Source organism: Spiroplasma endosymbiont of Virgichneumon dumeticola (genome assembly GCF_964264745.1).
In the GTDB taxonomy this organism is placed as follows: domain Bacteria; phylum Bacillota_I; class Bacilli_A; order Mycoplasmatales; family VBWQ01; genus Spiroplasma_E.
The window spans coordinates 389,557-412,738 of the sequence record NZ_OZ183478.1; the positions used below are offsets into that span (position 1 = coordinate 389,557).

22 protein-coding genes are annotated in these 23,182 nt (G+C 27.5%); 12 read left to right on the forward strand and 10 right to left on the reverse strand.

All coding sequences use genetic code 4. The annotated features are described in order from the left end of the window. Nucleotides 1–416: 416 nt before the first annotated feature. The 6 genes from ACFEL4_RS02555 to ACFEL4_RS02580 all read right to left on the reverse strand — a co-directional run bounded on the left by ACFEL4_RS02555 (nucleotide 417) and on the right by ACFEL4_RS02580 (nucleotide 7,420). Nucleotides 417–1,109 carry an IS1595 family transposase gene (locus tag ACFEL4_RS02555; protein ID WP_375317974.1) on the reverse strand — a complete coding sequence of 231 codons (693 nt, stop codon included), beginning with the start codon at nucleotides 1,107–1,109 and terminating at the stop codon, nucleotides 417–419. Next, nucleotides 1,034–1,237: a hypothetical protein gene (locus tag ACFEL4_RS02560; protein ID WP_375317975.1), complete on the reverse strand. Its 204-nt coding sequence runs from the start codon at nucleotides 1,235–1,237 to the stop codon at nucleotides 1,034–1,036. Before ACFEL4_RS02560 ends, ACFEL4_RS02555 begins: the two co-directional genes overlap by 76 nt. Before the next feature lie 90 nt (nucleotides 1,238–1,327). Then, entirely contained in the window at nucleotides 1,328–3,301 is a 1,974-nt protein-coding gene (locus ACFEL4_RS02565; protein WP_375317976.1) for a hypothetical protein, read from the reverse strand. 48 nt (nucleotides 3,302–3,349) lie between these two features. Beyond that, nucleotides 3,350–4,915 carry a hypothetical protein gene (locus ACFEL4_RS02570; protein ID WP_375317977.1) on the reverse strand — a complete coding sequence of 522 codons (1,566 nt, stop codon included), beginning with the start codon at nucleotides 4,913–4,915 and terminating at the stop codon, nucleotides 3,350–3,352. Between the two features lie 479 nt (nucleotides 4,916–5,394). Further along, nucleotides 5,395–6,216 carry an IS1595 family transposase gene (locus tag ACFEL4_RS02575; protein ID WP_375317978.1) on the reverse strand — a complete coding sequence of 274 codons (822 nt, stop codon included), beginning with the start codon at nucleotides 6,214–6,216 and terminating at the stop codon, nucleotides 5,395–5,397. 118 nt (nucleotides 6,217–6,334) lie between these two features. Beyond that, nucleotides 6,335–7,420, reverse strand: a complete 1,086-nt coding sequence (locus ACFEL4_RS02580; protein WP_375317979.1) for a hypothetical protein — start codon at nucleotides 7,418–7,420, stop codon at nucleotides 6,335–6,337. A gap of 159 nt (nucleotides 7,421–7,579) precedes the next feature. Between ACFEL4_RS02580 and ACFEL4_RS02585 the strand changes: the two genes are divergently transcribed. After that, entirely contained in the window at nucleotides 7,580–7,843 is a 264-nt protein-coding gene (locus tag ACFEL4_RS02585) for a hypothetical protein (protein ID WP_375317980.1), read from the forward strand. A 380-nt stretch (nucleotides 7,844–8,223) separates the two neighbouring features. Here the strand turns inward: ACFEL4_RS02585 and ACFEL4_RS02590 are convergent, their stop codons facing one another. Beyond that, nucleotides 8,224–8,601, reverse strand: a complete 378-nt coding sequence (locus ACFEL4_RS02590) for a hypothetical protein (RefSeq protein ID WP_375317981.1) — start codon at nucleotides 8,599–8,601, stop codon at nucleotides 8,224–8,226. 545 nt (nucleotides 8,602–9,146) lie between these two features. Between ACFEL4_RS02590 and ligA the strand changes: the two genes are divergently transcribed. From ligA to gatB, 4 genes are read left to right on the forward strand one after another with little or no spacing between them, the layout of a single operon-like run. Continuing rightward, nucleotides 9,147–11,162, forward strand: coding sequence for an NAD-dependent DNA ligase LigA (gene ligA / locus ACFEL4_RS02595; protein ID WP_375317982.1), 2,016 nt, complete (start codon nucleotides 9,147–9,149; stop codon nucleotides 11,160–11,162). After that, nucleotides 11,155–11,466, forward strand: a complete 312-nt coding sequence (locus ACFEL4_RS02600) for an Asp-tRNA(Asn)/Glu-tRNA(Gln) amidotransferase subunit GatC (RefSeq protein ID WP_308149421.1) — start codon at nucleotides 11,155–11,157, stop codon at nucleotides 11,464–11,466. The genes ligA and ACFEL4_RS02600 overlap by 8 nt, the downstream gene beginning before the upstream one ends. 40 nt (nucleotides 11,467–11,506) lie before the next feature. Continuing rightward, entirely contained in the window at nucleotides 11,507–12,931 is a 1,425-nt protein-coding gene (locus tag ACFEL4_RS02605) for an amidase family protein (protein WP_375317983.1), read from the forward strand. Then, a complete protein-coding gene (gene gatB, locus ACFEL4_RS02610) occupies nucleotides 12,924–14,363 on the forward strand; it encodes an Asp-tRNA(Asn)/Glu-tRNA(Gln) amidotransferase subunit GatB (protein ID WP_375317984.1) in 1,440 nt (479 codons plus the stop codon). Before ACFEL4_RS02605 ends, gatB begins: the two co-directional genes overlap by 8 nt. A 508-nt stretch (nucleotides 14,364–14,871) precedes the next feature. Here gatB and ACFEL4_RS02615 read toward each other — a convergent pair. Further along, nucleotides 14,872–15,693 carry an IS1595 family transposase gene (locus ACFEL4_RS02615; RefSeq protein ID WP_375317985.1) on the reverse strand — a complete coding sequence of 274 codons (822 nt, stop codon included), beginning with the start codon at nucleotides 15,691–15,693 and terminating at the stop codon, nucleotides 14,872–14,874. Here ACFEL4_RS02615 and ACFEL4_RS02620 point away from each other — a divergent pair. Next, nucleotides 15,674–16,084, forward strand: coding sequence for a class II fructose-bisphosphate aldolase (locus tag ACFEL4_RS02620; protein WP_375317986.1), 411 nt, complete (start codon nucleotides 15,674–15,676; stop codon nucleotides 16,082–16,084). The genes ACFEL4_RS02615 and ACFEL4_RS02620 overlap by 20 nt on opposite strands. A 163-nt stretch (nucleotides 16,085–16,247) precedes the next feature. Here the strand turns inward: ACFEL4_RS02620 and ACFEL4_RS02625 are convergent, their stop codons facing one another. Next, nucleotides 16,248–17,102 carry a potassium channel family protein gene (locus tag ACFEL4_RS02625; RefSeq protein ID WP_375317987.1) on the reverse strand — a complete coding sequence of 285 codons (855 nt, stop codon included), beginning with the start codon at nucleotides 17,100–17,102 and terminating at the stop codon, nucleotides 16,248–16,250. Nucleotides 17,103–17,524: 422 nt separating this feature from the next. Between ACFEL4_RS02625 and ACFEL4_RS02630 the strand changes: the two genes are divergently transcribed. The 4 genes from ACFEL4_RS02630 (at nucleotide 17,525) to ACFEL4_RS02645 (ending at nucleotide 20,911) form a co-directional block, all read left to right on the forward strand. Continuing rightward, nucleotides 17,525–18,292 (forward strand): IS1595 family transposase, encoded by a 768-nt coding sequence (locus ACFEL4_RS02630; RefSeq protein WP_375317988.1) that lies wholly within the window; start codon nucleotides 17,525–17,527, stop codon nucleotides 18,290–18,292. A 188-nt stretch (nucleotides 18,293–18,480) separates the two neighbouring features. Further along, nucleotides 18,481–18,891: a hypothetical protein gene (locus ACFEL4_RS02635; RefSeq protein WP_375317989.1), complete on the forward strand. Its 411-nt coding sequence runs from the start codon at nucleotides 18,481–18,483 to the stop codon at nucleotides 18,889–18,891. A 157-nt stretch (nucleotides 18,892–19,048) separates the two neighbouring features. Next, on the forward strand, nucleotides 19,049–20,080 hold the full coding sequence (locus ACFEL4_RS02640) for a DUF3137 domain-containing protein (protein ID WP_375317990.1): 1,032 nt from the start codon (nucleotides 19,049–19,051) through the stop codon (nucleotides 20,078–20,080). 210 nt (nucleotides 20,081–20,290) lie between these two features. Then, nucleotides 20,291–20,911 carry a hypothetical protein gene (locus tag ACFEL4_RS02645; protein ID WP_375317991.1) on the forward strand — a complete coding sequence of 207 codons (621 nt, stop codon included), beginning with the start codon at nucleotides 20,291–20,293 and terminating at the stop codon, nucleotides 20,909–20,911. Nucleotides 20,912–21,011: 100 nt separating this feature from the next. On the opposite strand, the gene ACFEL4_RS02650 is transcribed toward ACFEL4_RS02645, so the two are convergent. Further along, entirely contained in the window at nucleotides 21,012–21,815 is an 804-nt protein-coding gene (locus tag ACFEL4_RS02650; protein ID WP_375317992.1) for an IS1595 family transposase, read from the reverse strand. On the opposite strand from ACFEL4_RS02650, the gene ACFEL4_RS02655 reads away from it, so the two are divergent. Beyond that, nucleotides 21,815–22,102: a hypothetical protein gene (locus ACFEL4_RS02655; protein ID WP_375317993.1), complete on the forward strand. Its 288-nt coding sequence runs from the start codon at nucleotides 21,815–21,817 to the stop codon at nucleotides 22,100–22,102. The two genes, ACFEL4_RS02650 and ACFEL4_RS02655, sit on opposite strands and share 1 nt — an antisense overlap. Before the next feature lie 116 nt (nucleotides 22,103–22,218). Beyond that, nucleotides 22,219–23,094, forward strand: coding sequence for a hypothetical protein (locus tag ACFEL4_RS02660; RefSeq protein WP_375317994.1), 876 nt, complete (start codon nucleotides 22,219–22,221; stop codon nucleotides 23,092–23,094). Nucleotides 23,095–23,182: the final 88 nt, after the last annotated feature.

The window sequence follows — 23,182 nt, forward strand, 5'->3', positions numbered from 1 at the left end:
TCACTACCTGTATAAGCATTATTATTAGAACGATTAAAAGCAGTTACTTTGCGATGAACAATCATTTCATCTTTAGTATTGTTAAGGATTATTATAATCAATATTTGTATAACTATCTTTTTTCTTAATTACTAGTTGTCCCTTATCATCAACTTGGAAGGCTGTTCTGGCGCTAGTTTTATCACTTAATTGATAATTAGCATGGCTTGTATCATAACTATAATATTTATGGTCTGTTGTTGATTGATTAGCAATTCAATTACTATCATTTAGTTTCTGATATTCACTGTTAAATATTGGTATGGCAGAAGATACTTGTGGTGTTATATTATTAGGCTTTTCTCCCTTTATGTACTATTTAAATTTTATCACATAAATGCTGAGAAAAGCCTATCTACGGACTTCTCCCCACATTTTTAAATTAAACATAGCATTACAGTTTCAAAACTAGGTATGTTATTGAATTTATATGCAGCTTCTTTTGCATATAAATGAATATGATGTTTTGCAACTTTGATATGTGTTTTAAATGTTCTTCGTATATGTTTTCATACTGACTCAATTTGGTTGGTATTTACACCAGTTTTTGAAACATAGCCATCTTGATGGTTAACTGTTTCATGCTTAGTGAAAACCGATTTCAAATCGCGATATCCTTTTCAAGAATCAGTATGTACATCACACTTTGAAGAAATGTGGTTTATTGCAAACTGCAAAAGATTTTTACTGTTTGCGTTTTTCAATACTTTCACAATCAGATTGTTGGTTGTTTTTTCATAAATACCAACAATCAAGGTTTTGTTCAACAAGGATCTTCCTTGTTTTTTAAAACCCATATGTGAAAGATACATTTCATCCATTTGCACTATGCCCTCAATAATGAATTGAGGTTCTTGTTTAGCAATGGCACTTCGGATTTTATGACCCATTCTTCAAGCTGTTTTCAAGGTCACTCCCAATTCTTTTGCAACATCAGTTGATGGAATTCCATGTTTGGTGTTTATTCATCTAAAGATGAGATAAAACCAAGATATTAAAGGTGTTTGTGACTTTGAAAATATAGTGCCCGTGAGAATACTGAATGTTTGATGACATTTCAAACATCTCATTTTCTTAAATTAGAAGTATTCAAATTAAAACTAGAACACCTAATACATTTGCTTTGTTTCAAACTTGCTATATATGCAAGACATTGTTTTTCAGTTTTAAAAGTATTATTGAACTCATTCAATTTCATTGTTTCCTCCACAAGTACATGTGGGGAGAAGTCCGATAAATTTTTCATTTTTACCTCCAAATTAATATGATTGATATAACAATTTATTGTTTAATTATTTTGTTGATAAGCAATTTTAAAATTAAAGTTAGAAAACATTAATTTAGCACCATTATCAATTGACGTTTTTTCTTCGGTAACAATTTTAAAACTATATAAGATATTATTACCATTAGTGTATGGTGGATCAATGGTACTAGTAAATACTAATTCTACACTATTTAAAGTCCTATCTTTTTTTTCTGATGATGAATTTTTTGTCACACTAGTATGCAAATAAATATTTTTAGTTTGATTAATTAAATCGTAAAAATTAGTTATTTTTTTATTTTTAATATCACTAATTTTAAAAGTAGTATCTTTTATTGCACCTGATGTTTCTAATTGATATTTGGAAGTAAACGAACCTGAAAAACTATCTTTATTAATACTATAAGCATTGTTAAATTTACTCTTTAAACTATCTTTATCATCACCCATTCAATTTGCTAATAATGTTGTTTGTTGGTAATAGTGCTCATTATCTTGCAAGATATCAGCATCTTGTCCATCAGGTAAATAAATACCATTTAGTTTAAAACTATCAGGTGAATTATGATTTTGAGTCGTAGCGTCAATATTTTTACCATGAATGGTAATATTAATTGGTAACTTACCAGAAAGTTTATAGCCTTCTTGTTTTGCTGAAATGGAAATTGTACATTGTTTACCTAAGATACCATCATTATTTTGGAAGAGATTATCTTTTAATTGTAAATCAGAAGTAATTTTAATGTCATTAGGTTTCAGGTTAAGTGCTTTATGTTTATCATTAAAGTAACTTACTACAAATGGTTTAATAACTTTATTAATTTCATCATTGGCTACTGTTAATCCTTTATCCGTTAAACAAGTATCAACGTTATCTTTATCAGTTTTATTATCAAATACTATATTTAATCAATTATCACGGTTTTTTTCTTTAATAGAATATTTATTTTGAATTTCAGTTTGTAATTCTGTTTCATTACTTATGTTAAATACTTCATTTTTAACATTAATACTAGATTCTAACTTTCCAGTAAAGTTATAGTTCTTACTATCTTCTGTACTTGTAATTTGAAAGTTAACAGGAACTGAATCTTTATTGAAATCATATTTTGTTTTATCATCATTACCATTAAAAGTAATTTCATAATCATTATCAGGAATCTTGTCAATTTGTAAAATTGCTTTTAATTTAGTTATAAATGCATCTTTAATTGTTGGTTGAATATATTTAATAATTTGTGGAATAGTAGCATTAGTACTACTATCATAGTCAGTGTAAATTGTTTGATCGGAACTTAAGTTATCTAACTTTACATCTTTAAGATCAACTGTCAGTAAGTTAGTAATTGTAACTTTAATGACAAAATTAATATTATTATTTTGAATGCCAAAGGCATTAGCTTCATCACTAGTACTTACCTTTAAGTCACATGACGTACTTTGATTATAATTGTCCGGTCATTTAAAGGTACTATTAGTAACTTGGTGGCTATTAATTGTAAAATCAACTGCTGGATTATTAATAATATTAGTAAAGAAATCAGTGGGTAATGATTTAACAGTTTGTTGGGAAACTGTTTCAATGCCACCATCTTGTAATTTGTTATCAATTTGATTTAGAACGCTACTAAAACTAAGACTATTTTTATCCTTAACGCTATGGATTTTTCAAACAACTGAATTAGCATTATCTTTAAAAAATCTTTTGGTAGGCGTTAAGTCAATTAATTTATTATCTGGTTTATTATTTTTATAATATTGTTCTCATAAATTACTATTGCTATGAGGATTAAAATTACTATCACTATAGTTAGCATGATTGTGTAGTAATACCGTAGTAGTTGTTACACCTGTTATGCCAAACATTAATAGATAAACACTAATTAATAATCAATTTTTTTTATGATTTTTTTGTAACTTATTTTTAATAAGTACAGGGGAATTATTAACATTAGTAATAATTGTTGGCCTATTATTAATTGTTTTTGGTTTCATTAGTTTTTCTCCTTTATGTTTAATATTTATTTTAATAAACAAAAACTTTTATTTTAAACGTTTACGTTTACGAATCAATAAAATCACAAATGGTAAAATAATTAAGAGACTAAAAAATATACAAGCAAGAATAATAATGTTTCAATTATTAACCAAAGTTTTAGAAGTTGGTTTAACATTAATGTGAAATGGATTTGGATCATCATTATTGGTTGTTAAATAATTAATATAATTATGTTTAGCAATAGCACCTTGATAAGTAATAAATTGACTAACTAAAGCGCTAGCATTACCTTTTAAGTCATTAACTTCAAGATTATCAGTACTATTTAGATATTGCTGAAATCCTTGTAATGTCACATTGCCATCAGCAAATAAATTAGTACAATTACTAAAAGTTGGAACTTGGTTTTGATTATAAATAGTAACATATTGGCCTGATGCTTGTTGTTGGGCTTTGTCTTGCGTATCTAAAGCAAGATAGTAAACTTGAATTCCGGTTGGTGAACTACTTGCTGTTAGTACTTCGCCATTGCTAATAGACTTTGTTGTTGTACTATTAATAGTTAAAGTTTTAGTATCAACATTGGCATAGGTTCATTTTTCATTAGTAGGGATTTTAACAGTAGCATTTCCTTTGGCATAGTTCATAACAATTAAGTTATCATTACCAGCAACATTTTTCACTAAATATTGACTATCAATATTAGTAATATCATTTTTAGTACCCGTAGTAAAACTTAATTGAGATGTCTTATTACTAATAGTAATATCATGGTGTACTACTTCATTGGTTGAAGAAGAACTAGCATCAACGCTAAAATTAGTAGCGTTAAATCCATCAGTAGGATTATGAGCAATAATAGCATAACTAAGATTGTCATTTGAAATTGGGTCAATGTTAGTATTACCACATTTAATAACTAATTTTTCTTCTGTTGTAGCTTTAGCTAAAATAACTAACTCATTTTCATTTTCACTTTTAATATTGTTATCACCGATTGGAATAATTTTTAAACGTTCAGATAATGATTGTTGAAGAATATCTTTGCTAGCTTGTAAAGTATAAGGTACTGAAAAATAATCAGTAAAACTACTTTCAGGGTTAATCGTGGCAAACAAACCATTATTAATACTGCTTGATAATTGATCACTATAGTTATAATAGACACTACCAAAACTAGAAATTCCACTATCAAAATTTTTATTTGCAAAACTACGACCAATAATTGCTTTATCAAAATATTGTTTGCCATCAGTGGGCATAAAATTATTATTCTTATCATCAATTTGCCCTTGGAATGCGTTAGCTACTTCTTTGCTAATAACATCATCACTAATTGGTGTTTGTAACTGATTAGTAATTTGACTTCATTGATTGAATTCAACATTAATTAACTTATCTTTATTATATTTTAATAATTGTTCATACTTATCATTAATCGTATTTCATGTATTAACTAATTTAATATCATTATCATTATTTTCTTTAACAGTAATATGAAATCCTGGCAAAGTATGATTAGTACTAGCAACAAAAGTTAATCCAGAAGTAAGCGCTAGTATCGATAATAATGCTGTAAATTTATAATTAAAATATGATATTTTTATCACTTTTAATCACCTTCTTTCATTTTTTTAATTAGGTTTTTTGACTTTATATAAAATCACTTAGATATGGAAAAAATTTAGTTTTATTAAAATAAAAACTAAAGTTTCAATAACCAAATCATAAAAATTTTTAATTGAACAATAATTTTAATATTTATATAAATAGGGACAGTTTATATATTCATTAAAATTATAAGGATTAATTACTAGTAATCCTTATAAATAATAATAAACTTTTTTTTATAAAAAGCAATAATGTTGCTATTAAATTTGTTGGTCATAGGATATATGTTATAAGATAACAACACTAATAATATGTTCTACCCTAAAAGATTGTAAAAATGAATATAATAATAAAGTCTGAGTTGTAAAATCAAATGGGACAGTTAAAAAATAAAGGCTTTTCTCCCTTGATGTACTATTTTTAAATTTTATCACATAAATGATGAGAAAAGCCTATCTACGGACTTCTCCCCACATTTTTAAATTAAACATAGCATTACAGTTTTAAAACTAGGTATGTTATTGAATTTATATGCAGCTTCTTTTGCATATAAATGAATATGATGTTTTGCAACTTTGATATGTGTTTTAAATGTTCTTCGTATATGTTTTCATACTGACTCAATTTGGTTGGTATTTACACCAGTTTTTGAAACATAGCCATCTTGATGGTTAACTGTTTCATGCTTAGTGAAAACCGATTTCAAATCGCGATATCCTTTTCAAGAATCAGTATGTACATCACACTTTGAAGAAATGTGGTTTATTACAAACTGCAAAAGATTTTTACTGTTTGCGTTTTTCAATACTTTCACAATCAGATTGTTGGTTGTTTTTTCATAAATACCAACAATCAAGGTTTTGTTCAACAAGGATCTTCCTTGTTTTTTAAAACCCATATGTGAAAGATACATTTCATCCATTTGCACTATGCCCTCAACAATGAATTGAGGTTCTTGTTTAGCAATGGCACTTCGGATTTTATGACCCATTCTTCAAGCTGTTTTCAAGGTCACTCCCAATTCTTTTGCAACATCAGTTGATGGAATTCCATGTTTGGTGTTTATTCATCTAAAGATGAGATAAAACCAAGATATTAAAGGTGTTTGTGACTTTGAAAATATAGTGCCCGTGAGAATACTGAATGTTTGATGACATTTCAAACATCTCATTTTTCTTAAATTAGAAGTATTCAAATTAAAACTAGAACACCTAATACATTTGCTTTGTTTCAAACTTGCTATATATGCAAGACATTGTTTTTCAGTTTGAAAAGTATTATTGAACTCATTCAATTTCATTGTTTCCTCCACAAGTACATGTGAGGAGAAGTCCGAAAATAAAAAAGAAGTCGTTTCACGACTGCTTTTTAGTAAATTATAGTGAACCCTAGAGTCCAACCCATTTGTAATTAGTAAACTATCCAAAATATTTTACTATTTTTGGTAAATGTTGATGTTTATCGTGATGTACAGCAATTTTAGTAATACTATGAATAGTAAATCCAACTAGTAAATATACCATAACAAACGAACTAATAACTAACTCAGCAAATGCTTCTGTTTTAAAAAATATTAATACATTAGAACTTATACTATAATTAGCAGCAAATCATGATGCAAAAACAATTCGTGCTACCACGCCAATCGCTAATGGAAATGAATAAGCAGCAAAACCAGTATTAAATTTAGTAGCAAAAACTTTAATCATACTAATATAAGCAATAAAAGTAAATGTAATAGCAATTCCTGCTAATAAAAACATAAATACATGATTTTCATTTTTTGTCCCACTAAAGTCAAAAAAATAAGTAACTAACAATAAACTGGCAGGAGCTGCTATAATCCCAATTGCTGGTAGTTCAGTAGTATGGATTGGTGTCACAAATAAGTAACGATATAAAATTAAACAAGTTAAAATAATAAATCCAACAAAACTAAAGTATCATAACGCTTGTAATAAAGTAACATAATTAGCACCACCAAGTTGCCCTGGTAAAATAGCACAAGCAACAGGAATTCCTACTACTGGTACATATCATGCTCCATCAACATCTTTAATGTCAAATCACATTGCTCTTGTCACTAATCATCACACTAAATAAACTAGTTGACAAATTAAACCAATATATCATAGCGTAATTCCAAAGTAAAATAAACCACCATAAATAGTCACTTTACCAATCACAAATTCACCAATGGCCATCGTAATCATGAATAGGACTGGTAGGTGTGAACTTGCACTACCACTCTTCATTTCTTTTCAAAATCATTGGGGATTACTTAGTACTTTTAATAAACATAAGAATAAGAAAAAACTAGCTAGGGCAATGGTCACGTATTGAACTCAATCACCATCGAAACTAATACCAGGGAGATTTCCAACTGTTGCTTTATTATATTGTGTAAAGGCAATGCCTAAAGTTGTTAACCCTAAAGCCACAGCAGTAAGTGCTAAAGGAATATGTAATAATTTTTTTTGAATTTTTATTAATGTATTTTTCATTTATCTCACCTTTCCTTATGAATTATATCTTATTAATATAAAGAATTTTAAAAAATTTAAAAATAAAAATCATAAATCAAAATGCGTTATAATGTATATAATAACTACATTAATAAGACTATATAAAATCATAATTTTTCAAGAAATGAGTGGTTAATAATGAATAAAAAATATTTTGATGATGAAGAATGGTTAAGAAAGAAAAATCGACGCAAATTTAGTTTACGTTTGCTTGGTTTAATTATCATAACACTATTTTTAATTTTTGATTTAATTATTACTATTGATTATCCTAGTACTTTTGAAAATTCAGAAGTACCTAAAGCAACTGAACGATTATCTATATACTATGCGTATTTTACAACGCAAACTAATTACTTAGTTATTATTTATTTATTTATTTGCTTTTCTGTTTGAAAGTAGATTTAAACCTCATTCTAAACCACGTTTTTATACTTTATTAAGAATTACTGTTTATATTACTATTACTATGTTAGTGTTTTGGGGAGGAATTGCTACTAACTCACAAGAACGTAGTAAATATGGAACTGATATTTATCCTTGATTTAAAACCGTAGTTTTTACATTTCCTTATGCCTGTAATTATGATTATCAATTTTATCTTTGCTTGTGATGAAGAATTGTATAGTTTAAAAGAACATCAAAATTGGGCGTATCAAGTTAATGGTTAGATTAATAAGAACTTAAATGAGAGATAATACTCTCATTTTTAATTGTTAAACAATTATAATTAATTATTTTGATAAATCTGTACTTTATGAAAGTAATTAATTATTACATAACTAAATAAAAAATCGGACTTCTCTCCACAAGTACATGTGGGGAGAAGTCCGATTTAATATTTTAACATTAGATCTAACTACACATTCGTGTATTGGACTATCTCCTTCGTTGTCTTTAGAATTAATTTGTTCACGTGTTAAAATAGAAAGTAAATGTTTTGCAATTTCTTCATAGTTTTTAACTAAAACTTTAGCTATATTTGTTTTAGTATCTATAATATTAGTATTGTAATTGAGAACATTATTTAATAAGTAATTAAAATCAAAAAATTTACCTATTCAAAATTTTGTTGCTTCAGGTACTACTCCATGACAATCTAGAGCATTTATTAATAAAGAATCTTTAAATTTTATGGTTAGTTTTTTCACAGCTTCCAAATTACCTAAAATTGTTGCTATATGTAAAAGATTTCTTTTTTGAGAATCAGTAATGCTTAATGAATCGCTATCAAGTTTATCAATTAAAAAAATCTATGATATCATTATCGAAACGGTTATTGTTTACAAATTGCTTTGCATTATATTTAAGAGCAAAGACTAAAAGATGTTCTTCCACTCTGCAATAAACAATGAACCATTACCACTAGTATTTAAATACTAATTTAACATCTTTAATATTGTTAATTTCTGTTTGTGATAATTCTTCTATTTTTTTAATCGTTTCATTTTCATATAAATTTGTATTACTGTCCAAAGGCATATTTTTTACCATCTCTCTTTATTTAAAATATTAATTTAACAAAAATAAAAACCCAATACAGAAAAATATCTATATTAGGAATGAACTTTTATTAAATTATATTTTAATAATAACAACATATTGTTTAAATTAATTACTAAATTATTTAATACTAACAAATAGTCATTTCTAACTATTTACTTTATAATTAAACTAGACAAAAGAGACCAGGAGTGACTAAAACATGACTAATAATACCAAAGATATCAAACAAGAAATCCTAACACTAAAAACACTAATCAAACAATGAAACTATGAATACAATGTTTTAGATACCCCTACTGTCACTGATGACATTTATGATAGTACTTATAAACGATTAGTAAACCTAGAAACCCAATACCCCCAATTTTTAACTACTGACTCACCAACCCAAACCGTTGGTGGTAAAACTAATTCAACATTACCTAAAATTATTCATCAAACACCGATGCTTAGTTTAGCCAATGCTTTTAATTACCAAGACTTAATAAAATTTGACCAAAAAATTAAAAAAACTTTATCACAAAACAAAATCCAATACGTTTGTGAATTGAAAATTGATGGCCTTTCCATTGCTGTTACATATATTAATGGTAAACTTAAAACCGGTGCTACTCGTGGTGACGGCACATCTGGTGAAGACATTACTAATAACATCCTAACAATCCATAATATTCCCCATACTCTTCCTACTAACATTAATTTAGAAGTTCGCGGCGAAGTTTATTTAAGTAAAGAAGAATTTAAACGAATTAATACTAGTCAACAACAACAAAACCAACCACTATTTGCTAATCCACGCAATGCTGCTGCTGGCACTATTCGTCAGTTAGATACTACTATTGTTAATTCTCGTAATCTGAATGCCTTTCTTTATTACTATGTTAATGCTGCTAATGATAATATTAAAACTCACCACCAAGCATTACAAACTTTACAAACATATGGTTTTAACGTCAATGACCAGTATCAACTATGTAGCAATATTGATGAAGTGTGAACATATGTCCAAAAATTTGAACAATTAAGAATTAATTTGCCCTATGAAATTGACGGAATTGTCATTAAACTTAATGATTTGAGTAGTTATGATTTATTAGGACGTACTAATAAAGCACCTAAGTGAGCAATTGCTTACAAATTTCCTGCTGTAACTAGTGTCACGAAATTATTAGATATTTTTCCAACTGTCGGTAGAACTGGTAAAATTACTTACAATGCTAAACTAGAACCAGTTCTGATTGCTGGAACAACTGTTACCTTTGCTACTTTACATAATAGCGATTACATTACCACTCGTGACTTACGCATTAATGACTTAGTAACCGTTAAAAAAGCTGGTGATATCATTCCCGAAGTCATTGCTGCTCTTATTGAACAACGAACAACGAAAAGTATTGTTTTTACCAAAGCTACTAATTGTCCTGATTGCCATAGTGTTTTAGAACAAGTACCACCCGAAGTTGACCAATTTTGCATTAATAGTGACTGTAAAGAACGGATTTTAAAATCATTAATCCATTTTTGTAGTCGTGATGCTATGGATATTATGGGTTTGAATGAAAAAATTTTACAACGTTTTTTAGAACTAAAATGAATTAAAACTATTAGTGATATTTATAAATTAGTTAATTTAAGACAAGAAATTTTATCATTAGCACGTTTCGGTGAAAAATCATTTACTAATCTAGCAACTAATATTCTTAATTCCAAACAAAATTCCTTAGAACGCTTGTTATTTAGTTTAGGGATTCGTCATGTTGGTCAAAAAACTGCAGTTGTTTTAGCAAAAAAATATTTAACTTTAGAAAATATTATGCAAGCATCTTATGCTGACTTAGCAAGTACCAATGACATTGGGACAATCATTGCTACTAGTTTAATTGATTATTTTGCAAATCCGATCAACATTCAATTAATTAATAATTTACAAGCTTTAAATCTCAACTTTTACTACTTAGGAAAACAACATTCGCAACTGCTTGCTGGTAAAACTTTTGTTTTAACTGGTACCTTATCAAAAAGTCGCAATGAATTTGTTACTTTACTAGATAATTATGGTGCTAAAATTACTAATACTATTAGTAATAACACTAGTTATTTAATTGTTGGTAAAAATCCTGGTAATAAATTAACACAAGCACAGAAACTTAATGTTAAAATTATTAATGAAGAACAATTACAAATCATATTGAAAGAGGTGTCAAAAAATGGTTAAAGCAACAGACCTAACCACTGAGATGATCCATAACCTTGCCCAAGAACTAATGTTTGAAATTAGTGATGAACAATGTGCCAATTTATTATTAGAATTTAAAGCCATTAAAGAACAAATGAAAATAGTCACAGAAATAGATACGGGTAATATTGAACCTTTAGACTATCCACTATCAATTGTTAATTCATATTTACGTCCTGATATTGTTGGAATTCCACTTGCTAGTAAAGCAGTATTAGCAATTGCTCCCCAAGTAAGTAATGATTATATTGCTATTAATCAGGTGATTAACTATGAAAATTAATTACCACCAATTGTCAATCCGCCAACTACATGAAATGTTAATGAGTGAAATTATAACACCAATACAACTTGTAACGTCAGTTTATAAACGTTTAGAAGAATGAAAGCATTTAAATGGTGTTGTTACTTCTTTAGCACCAAAAGCCATTAAACATGCTAAATTAATAAGCCAAACACCCATGGATAATAGCAATTTACTAATGGGAATCCCATTTGTTATGAAAGATAATATTGCTACCATTGATAGTTTAACCACTGGTTCTTCAAAAATCCTTGCTAATTTCACCCCCAATTATGATAGTACTGTTAATAAATATTTAACTAAAGCCAGTGCCATTAATATTGCCAAAACTGCGTTAGATGAATTAGGAATGGGTGGTGATGGCCTATATGCAGCGACAGGACACGTTCTTAACCCTTGAAATCCGAAACACATTACGGGTGGTAGTTCTAGTGGTTCAGCAGCGCTTGTTGCTGCTGGTATCGTTCCCTTTGCATTAGGAACTGATACTGGTGATTCGATACGCAAACCTGCTGCTTATTGTGGTATTATTGGTTTTAAACCAACTTATGGGTTAATTTCTCGCAATGGTGTTTTTCCCTATGCTCCTAGTTTAGATACCGTTGGTGTCTTTACCAATCATGTTGAAGATGTAGCCATTGTTTTAGATAATCTTGTCCACCATGATAGTGAAGACTTTACTAGTGTTCATAGTACGCAAAAAGATTACGTTAAAAACTTAAATACAAACATACAAGATAAAAATATTGCGATTTTAAATTATGACAGTTATCAATGAACGCCTGACATAAAACAAGCATTTGATGATGCAGTTAACAGTTTAGTTACCGATGGTGCTAAAATTCATAAAATTAATTTTGATGAACAATTACTACAAGCACTATTGCCAGTTTACATGATTATTTCCTTTGCTGAAGCAACAAGTTGTCATGCTAATTTAACAGGAATTAACTTTGGAGAACGAATAGCAGGAAACGATTATTCACAAGTAATGACAAATTCACGTACTGCTGGTTTTGGTGATATGGTTAAAAGACGTTATATTATTGGTGCTTATGCATTGTCGGCAAATTATCAAGAAGAATTGTTTAACAAAGCCAAAAAAGTAAGAAGATTGGTCGTTGAAGCATTAACCCAAATCTTTAAAAAATATGATGCCTTTATCGTTATGCCGACAGTTACTAGTGCACCAACAATTAAAGACGTCCTAGAACAAAAAAAAGTCATTAGTAGCAAACACGACTACTTAGAGGACTTATTATTGTTATCTAATCTAAATGGTGGTCCAAGTATTACCATTCCACTAACCACTGTTAATAATTTACCAATTGGTATTAATATTAATGCAACTCCCTTTAATGACCAAACAGTACTTGATATTGCGCAATTTTTAAGTAACTATATTAATTTTAATAATAAAATGTTAGGTGATGAAAATGAATAATTATGATGTTGTGATGGGTATTGAAATCCATTGTGAATTAAAAACTAAAACTAAATGTTTTTCTAGTGCACCTAATACTTTTGGTGAAAAACCAAATAGTCAAACTAGTGCGATTGATTGTGGATTTCCTGGCACGTTACCTGCTATTAATCAAGCAGTCATTGTTAGTGCTGTTCAAACTTGTAGTGGCTTAAACATGAATATTGATACACTTGTTCGTTTTGATCGTAAAAGTTATTTTTATCCTGATTTACCTAAAGGTTATCAAATTACACAATTTTATCATCCCATTGGTCGCAATGGTTATTTAAAAATTTTAGTTGATGAGCAACCATTTACGGTTGAATTTGAACGTTTGCACATTGAAGAAGATACTGCTAAACAAATTCATCACCATGGCGAAACTTTGTTAGATTATAATCGTGCTGGCATTCCCTTATTGGAAATTGTTACGAAACCGGTTTTTACTACTAGCAATCAAGTCGTAGCTTACATTAATGCCTTACGTCAATTACTAATTCATCTTAAAGTTAGTGATGCGAAAATGAATGAAGGTTCACTACGTTGCGATATAAATATTTCCTTAAAAGCAGCAGGTAGTGAAGTTCTGGGGACGAAAGTAGAAATTAAAAATTTAAATTCAACTAATAATATTACTTTAGCAATTAACGATGAAATTATTCGTCAAAGTCAAATTTTAGATAACAAACAAAAAGTATTGCTAGAAACGAGAAGATTTGATGAAAAAAATGGTAAAACGATTTTAATGCGTAGTAAAGAAAATAATATTGATTATAAATACTTTCCTGAACCTAATATTTTTCCCATTCAATTAGACGAAAAATGAGTGAAAACAATTATTAAGAATTTACCTGAACTACCAAAAGCTTTAGAAGAACGTTTAGAAAAACAATATAAGTTAAATAAAGCTGATATTAATATCCTACTTGATAAAATAGAAATCTTAAATATATTCGAAGAAACTGTTAAAATAAATAATTTACCAATCCCAACTGTTAAATGCTTATTAGGCTTAGTGCAAGCCTATTTTAATAGTAATAACATTAATATTGAAAATACTAAATTAACTCCTGGCAATTTAGCAGAATTAGTTGTGTTGATTAATGATCAAAAAATTAATGATAAACAAAGTAAAGAGTTGTTAACTATTATTATGACTAATAATGAAAAATCTCCTAATGTCTTAATTAAAACATTAGGTATGAGTCTAATTAGTGATGGACAAGTTTTAACTGACATTTTATTGCCACTACTAACAGAATATGAAAGTACTACGATTTTGTATGAAGATAAACCAGAACGAGTTATGAAATTTTTTATGGGACAATTAATGAAAATTACTAAAGGTAGTGCAAATCCGCAAATTGCACAAGAAATCTTAAAAAAATTACTTGATAACTATAAACCATAAAAGCAATGTGTTGATAGAAGCAGTATTAAGAGATGAAGGAAAGAACTAAAACTTTTAGGAAAATAAAGTCTTACTTAATCTAGGGAAAAGTATTTAGAAAGATTGACAAGGAGAAAAATACCAGGCGATATTTACTCTATCATTAATCCAACTTTACTTGACAAGATCACATTTATGTAATACAATTTTTATTATAACTCAGGTAAATAAATGGACAAAAAGTTTTATTTAATTTATCATCAACCTATATATTATTGGGAAAATAATAAATATAAAATACCTATTGCTTACTACCTAATCTTATGCTCCAAAAAAACATTAATATTATGGTATGATTAAAGTGATAATTAGGAGAAATAGATAATGACTGAATTAGTTCCTTTAAATATTTTAGGCTTTTCTCCCTTTATTTACTATTTTTAAATGGCTTTTCTCCCTTTATGTACTATTTTAAATTTTATCACATAAATGCTGAGAAAAGCCTATCTACGGACTTCTCCCCACATTTTTAAATTAAACATAGCATTACAGTTTCAAAACTAGGTATGTTATTGAATTTATATGCAGCTTCTTTTGCATATAAATGAATATGATGTTTTGCAACTTTGATATGTGTTTTAAATGTTCTTCGTATATGTTTTCATACTGACTCAATTTGGTTGGTATTTACACCAGTTTTTGAAACATAGCCATCTTGATGGTTAACTGTTTCATGCTTAGTGAAAACCGATTTCAAATCGTGATATCCTTTTCAAGAATCATTATGTACATCACACTTTGAAGAAATGTGGTTTATTGCAAACTGCAAAAGATTTTTACTGTTTGCGTTTTTCAATACTTTCACAATCAGATTGTTGGTTGTTTTTTCATAAATACCAACAATCAAGGTTTTGTTCAACAAGGATCTTCCTTGTTTTTTAAAACCCATATGTGAAAGATACATTTCATCCATTTGCACTATGCCCTCAACAATGAATTGAGGTTCTTGTTTAGCAATGGCACTTCGGATTTTATGACCCATTCTTCAAGCTGTTTTCAAGGTCACTCCCAATGCTTTTGCAACATCAGTTGATGGAATTCCATGTTTGGTGTTTATTCATCTAAAGATGAGATAAAACCAAGATATTAAAGGTGTTTGTGACTTTGAAAATATAGTGCCCGTGAGAATACTGAATGTTTGATGACATTTCAAACATCTCATTTTTCTTAAATTAGAAGTATTCAAATTAAAACTAGAACACCTAATACATTTGCTTTGTTTCAAACTTGCTATATATGCAAGACATTGTTTTTCAGTTTGAAAAGTATTATTGAACTCATTCAATTTCATTGTTTCCTCCACAAGTACATGTGGGGAGAAGTCCGTTAATAATTTTCATGGTTTTTATCCTAAAGATTGAAAAAGTTTAAATTTTGATTTATTACAACAAATTGCTCAGAATTGCAACAAGCCATTAGTACTACATGGTGGTTCTGGTATTCCAAAAAATCAAGTGTTAAAAGCTATTAAATTAGGAATTTGTCAAGTAAATATTAATAGCGAACTACAACTAATTTTTGCAGAAAAATTACGTCAAGAAATAGTCAATAATCCTTATCGTATTATTGATGAAAATACTTATCAAACAATGTTAGCTAATTGTATTCATGCACTAAAAAAGAAAATTCTTAGTTTCTTTATCGACTATGGTTCTTTAGGCAAAAGTATTAATATGAAATAATCCCAAATTGTAATCCCAAGTGCGAAAATAAAAAAAATAACTAATTAGATTATCAAAAACACTTTTACAATTCACAATTAATAAAAAACAACTATAAAGAATGTTTAAAATAAATTGTATCACTTTTTATATTACTTTTATCATCATTAAAAAAGATAAGTAACTACTTATCTTTTTTAATTTTAGATTTAGCACTAGACATTTTTTTAATATTAGAACCATTACTTTTACTAAATCTTTTTTTCTTTTTTTTACCTCATCTTTTTCAAAATGGTAACTTCTTCTCTTGCACTTTAGTAACCAATCGTTCAGGTACTTTAGTACTATTATTAATTGAAAAATCATTATAAACATTGTTAATATTATCATTAGAACTAATGAATAATAGCTCATCATTTAACATTAATATTTCATTTCTACTAGGGATGATAACTTTACCAGCACGTTTAATAGCTACTAAGTTAATTTTATAATTAGTAGGAATACGTAACGTTTCCAATTTTTTGTTAGTAAATATCATATTTTTAACAATCACACTAGCAATTGAATATTTATCATCAACCGTTGTTAAATCAACACCTAACTTTCAAATAGCACGATAAGCAGCTTTTTTTCCTGCTTCTGTTTCTGATAAAATAATATTAGTAATACCAATGGCTTCTAAAATTAATTGGTGAGTACTATCAACAGCTTTGGCTACTAAATTAAGACGATTTAAAGTATTATTTTCGCGATGAATGGCTAAAACATGAACAGCAGTAACAATTGATGCTGCTAAATCAGATCCCACAGCAATAATAATATTTTGAATTTTATGAATACCAGCATCTTCTAAGGCTCCTCGATTAGTGGAATCTAAAATTAAAGTTTCAGAAGCAATAGAGGAAACTAATTGACAGCGTTCTTCTCTTTTATCTATGGCCAAAGTAACTTTGCCTAAATCTTCTAACGTTCTAACAACCGAAATACCAAATTTTCCTAAACCAATGACACAAAAATCATTTTCTGATGAAGACATCTGTACCCTTCTTTCTGTACTAATAATATTTACTTATACAAACATATTATAATAAATTATACCTTAATTCGAAAAATATTAGTAATAAAACTCAGATATCATAACTTTAAACTTAAGTACCTATCGTTATTTTTCAAACTTGGTATTTATTATTTAATTTTGATTCTATTTTTTTATGATGTTAACTTAAAGTCATTTTTTCTTTAACGGAATAACTCAAAGATATTTTATAAAATTCTATGAAAATTAAACTTAAAACACCTACTTTTTTTAGAAAATTAAACTTTTTTTTATAAAAAAGTATTGAAAAATATTCAAAATTCATTAATCTTTAATAATAAATCGGACTTCTCCCCACATGTACTTGTGGAGGAAACAATGAAATTGAATGAGTTCAATAATACTTTTCAAACTGAAAAACAATGTCTTGCATACTTGCATATATAGCAAGTTTGAAACAAAGCAAATGTATTAGGTGTTCTAGTTTTAATTTGAATACTTCTAATTTAAGAAAAATGAGATGTTTGAAATGTCATCAAACATTCAGTATTCTCACGGGCACTATATTTTCAAAGTCACAAACACCTTTAATATCTTGGTTTTATCTCATCTTTAGATGAATAAACACCAAACATGGAATTCCATCAACTGATGTTGCAAAAGCATTGGGAGTGACCTTGAAAACAGCTTGAAGAATGGGTCATAAAATCCGAAGTGCCATTGCTAAACAAGAACCTCAATTCATTGTTGAGGGCATAGTGCAAATGGATGAAATGTATCTTTCACATATGGGTTTTAAAAAACAAGGAAGATCCTTGTTGAACAAAACCTTGATTGTTGGTATTTATGAAAAAACAACCAACAATCTGATTGTGAAAGTATTGAAAAACGCAAACAGTAAAAATCTTTTGCAGTTTGCAATAAACCACATTTCTTCAAAGTGTGATGTACATACTGATTCTTGAAAAGGATATCGCGATTTGAAATCGGTTTTCACTAAGCATGAAACAGTTAACCATCAAGATGGCTATGTTTCAAAAACTGGTGTAAATACCAACCAAATTGAGTCAGTATGAAAACATATACGAAGAACATTTAAACACATATCAAAGTTGCAAAACATCATATTCATTTATATGCAAAAGAAGCTGCATATAAATTCAATAACATACCTAGTTTTGAAACTGTAATGCTATGTTTGATTTAAAAATGTGGGGAGAAGTCCGTAGATAGGCTTTTCTCAGCATTTATGTGATAAAATTTAAAAATAGTACATAAAGGGAGAAAAGCCTAATAAATATAATAAGTTTTACTTAAGGCCAATTTTAATTTTAAAGTTAATAGGTTTTTATAATTAAAAAAAGAAAGGATATTGTTAATGAAAAAAATTAAATTATTACAGTTATTAACTGTAATAATGTTAACTTTAATAGTTTTAATTACAATTATAGGAATATATTTAATTGGATTTAGTGATTTTAAAGATGATGATAAAAGTTCTCCAAAACGTATTAATGGATTTGCTACTTTGTCACACCTTGGAATAAGTTTTATAATAGGTCATTCTGTAAAATATATATGTTATGTTTTAAATGATAAAGAAAACTATTATAATTTTGTTCAATTACAAATTGGAGTAATTTTATGTTTAATTATAAGTCCAACTTTATTATATGTAACAATTTTATTTATAACATTTATTTTGGTTTTAAAAATAATATCTAAAAATAATAATTTTTGAGATGCAATTAGTAATTGCCAAATAATTAATAATTACTACGTTCATTAAATTTAATCATCTTTATCGTAGAGATTGACAAATTACCTAACATTTATGGTATAATACGATTAGTTTTATATTGGCACTTTAAGCTTCCTATAGGTTTTATTCTTATAAGTTAGTTTTTTTTGTTTCTATAGAACAAAGTTTAATTAAAGGAATAATTATGAAACATAATTTATCACCCCAAGTAGCAAACGCTATTACTAGTAGTATTCATGAAGAATATGAAAATAGTAACAATCATTGATGAATTAAATTAATAACTAAGCGTTGATGACTTAGTTTATGAATTATTGTTACTACCATAGCCATTATTGGCATTGTTTTTCTCATCATTACTTTTCAAAGTCAATTTATTAAAAAACCAATGACTATTATTAGCATTATTATTTTACTTTCTGCTATCTTTTTAATAATTCAAACCATTGTTTTAAAAAATAAAATTCTTGATACTACCATTCAAAATCTACCTATTCAAAAGTATTATCAATGAGTAGTTAAAGATAATAATAGCATTGTTACGTTAGAAAAAATTACTGATGTTTGAGAAATTGCTCCTCAAGGCAATTTACCATTGGATGAAGCACCTTATTATTTTAACTATTGTGAAAATGTTATGATTGGCACGATTAGTAACCAACCTTTTAATTATGGTAGCATTATTAATCAAAAAGTAGTATCAGACTATGATAAAACTTATAATATTGTTGGTGAACTAATAACAACTAGTAAAAACACTTGTTACTATACAAGATTTGTTTATTATACAACTTACATTAAAAACAATAATTTAATCATGACTTTAACACCACGTAATTTATTTTCTAAAAAATTCCATATTAAAAAACAAGTTCAACTAGAATCAAATTTGTTTGAAAACTTGTTTGAAGTTAAATGTAATGACCAAATCAAATTACGATTATTATTAGAGCCACGAGTAATAGATGCACTTAATCAATTTGCTGCTAGTTTAAACCAACAAAATTTACCAATTATCCATATTGAAAATCAACAATTAACTTTAAATTGAAAATATAATTTAGGTAAAGACCCCTATCGTTATACAAAAGGTAAAATTATGAATTTACCTAGTGGTAGTAACTATGAAAAATTTATTAACAATTTATTAACTATTATTAGTGAAGATGTTTGTAATTTAACTATTGCGCAAACCTGAAGTGATAATTTATCATAATTTTAGTAATTATCATATAATATAAATGTATAATAAAAAATAAGGTAGATGATAACTATGACAAAATATCAGTTATTAAAATCTAGTTGAAGATGATTTAACAATAAATATTTAATACAAACTATTTTATGATTAATTTTTACAATTGCTTTAATGATAACTGCGATATTATGAGAAAGCGACAGTAAAGTTTTTAGTAAAATTTTACTTATGGATTTTTTCAATAATGCTAAAATTACTGATGATGTTATTACCACTTTAAAGACGTATTTATATATTGCTATTTTAGGTAGTTATGTTGCTGCTAGCGCGTTAATTTTAATTCAAATCAAATGTTGATTTAAAAAATATGTTGAAACTAAATACGAAGTGATTTCTAATTTTGAAAACAATTTCTTTATCTTTAAAACATTATTAGTGTTAAATGTTGCTAAGAATATTACTTATATTTTCTGTTTTACTAATGTTTTTAATACGGCATTAGTGTTAATTTACTGATTTTTTTATCTTATTATTTATTTAATATTAGAAAAGATTGTTGGTGAAAAAAATCAAATTTTAGGTAATCCTTGATGAAAAGATTCACAAAAACGTTCATTATTCTTTATTTTAGGCATTGAAGTTTTATATTTAATTGTTAAAAATCTAATCTTAAAACTTACTAATGGTCAAACTAATATTGACCAAGTTTTAAAATATTTTATTCCTGCTAGTTCATTAGCATTAATTTTAGCAGTTTTTGTTCAAAGCCTAGTTAAAAATGATGTCAAAAAGATTTTACATAACATTAATAATGTTAGTGATAAAGTTGACGACTTTAAAATATTTTAGGCTTTTCTCCCTTTATGTACTATTTTTAAATTTTATCACATAAATGCTGAGAAAAGCCTATCTACGGACTTCTCCCCACATTTTTAAATCAAACATAGCATTACAGTTTCAAAACTAGGTATGTTATTGAATTTATATGCAGCTTCTTTTGCATATAAATGAATATGATGTTTTGCAACTTTGATATGTGTTTAAATGTTCTTCGTATATGTTTTCATACTGACTCAATTTGGTTGGTATTTACACCAGTTTTTGAAACATAGCCATCTTGAGGGTTAACTGTTTCATGCTTAGTGAAAACCGATTTCAAATCGCGATATCCTTTTCAAGAATCAGTATGTACATCACACTTTGAAGAAATGTGGTTTATTGCAAACTGCAAAAGATTTTTACTGTTTGCGTTTTTCAATACTTTCACAATCAGATTGTTGGTTGTTTTTTCATAAATACCAACAATCAAGGTTTTGTTCAACAAGGATCTTCCTTGTTTTTTAAAACCCATATGTGAAAGATACATTTCATCCATTTGCACTATGCCCTCAACAATGAATTGAGGTTCTTGTTTAGCAATGGCACTTCGGATTTTATGACCCATTCTTCAAGCTGTTTTCAAGGTCACTCCCAATTCTTTTGCAACATCAGTTGATGGAATTCCATGTTTGGTGTTTATTCATCTAAAGATGAGATAAAACCAAGATATTAAAGGTGTTTGTGACTTTGAAAATATAGTGCCCGTGAGAATACTGAATGTTTGATGACATTTCAAACATCTCATTTTTCTTAAATTAGAAGTATTCAAATTAAAACTAGAACACCTAATACATTTGCTTTGTTTCAAACTTGCTATATATGCAAGACATTGTTTTTCAGTTTGAAAAGTATTATTGAACTCATTCAATTTCATTGTTTCCTCCACAAGTACATGTGGGGAGAAGTCCGATATTTTATAATTGAGATTCGACAAGAGTAGTATATGATTACTTATTTATAAAAGAAGCCCCACTTGTTATTCGAAATAAAATTAAATCCAAAGTACTTGTTACTAGTGAAAAAAAAGAAGTCTTAATGTTAATAACTGAAATTTATAAATTCTTAAATTTTATTGAAACACAAAATATTAGAACAAGTGAAGTACGGTACATTTATTATCATTTATTTTATGAGTTAAGTGATGCTAATGAAATGGAATAAATAAAAGCCCGAATTATTAAAACAAAAAGAAGTGTGAGTATTATTAGCAAATAACTTTTAACTACTTTCATTTAGAGGAACCAATTATGAAAAAACTTTTACAAATAATGAGCGTTATGACGCTAACAACTATTACAACTATTAATCTTACTGCTTGTGAATTATTTCAAAAATCGCCACCAGTTGATTGAAATCAACGATTAAGTGATGCTGCTAATTTAATTGGTACAAATAGTGATGTTAAGTTTACTACTTTTTTCTATAATAAAAATGAAACTCAAAAAGTTCGCGATTTTAAAGATGATATTATTAAGAGAATTGAAACTTTACTTCATAATGCCACTGAAGACTATAGTATATTGCTTTATAAGATTACCAATATTGATGATACTATTAATGCTACTACGACAATTAAACTAGAATTATCAGTTTATGATACCCCTAATATTAAAAAAACTTGTAATTTTGTCACTAATTTTACTGATATACAAAGTTTTGTTGACAAAGCATTAGACCCATATACAGATTCTCAAAAAATTAACAAAAAACATTTTACGTTAAATAAAAAGGAAAAGAATTCAGAAACTAAAAGTTTTTACGATATTTTAATTGGTTATGGTGCCAAGTTTAAACAGCAAATTCCTGACAAGCCTAATACTTTTAAAACTAGTGATTCTGGTGAATTAGGTAAAGCTTCAGACTTTTGGAATGCTTTTCAAACTGCTAAAGGTGATGAAAAAACTAAAATAGCATATCTTGGTAATGTTTTATATCCAATCTTCCAATGTTTTGGTTTAGATGATATGGATGGTTTAACTTTCTTTAATTTTGAAGCAACATTACATGATAACGATGTCATTGCGCTTACAGGTCATAAAAACTTTGCTGGTAAAGATTATGATTATATTGAAATTAATATCAAAGGTGTTAAGACTGATGATGTTAATTTAGGTAATAGTTTTAAGGGGTTAACATATATTTTTGAAGAATAATTTAACCTAACTAAATAATAATTTCTATGAATTGAGGGTAGAAATAAAACTTTCCATCCTCAATTTTGTTATTAATTTAGATACTTTA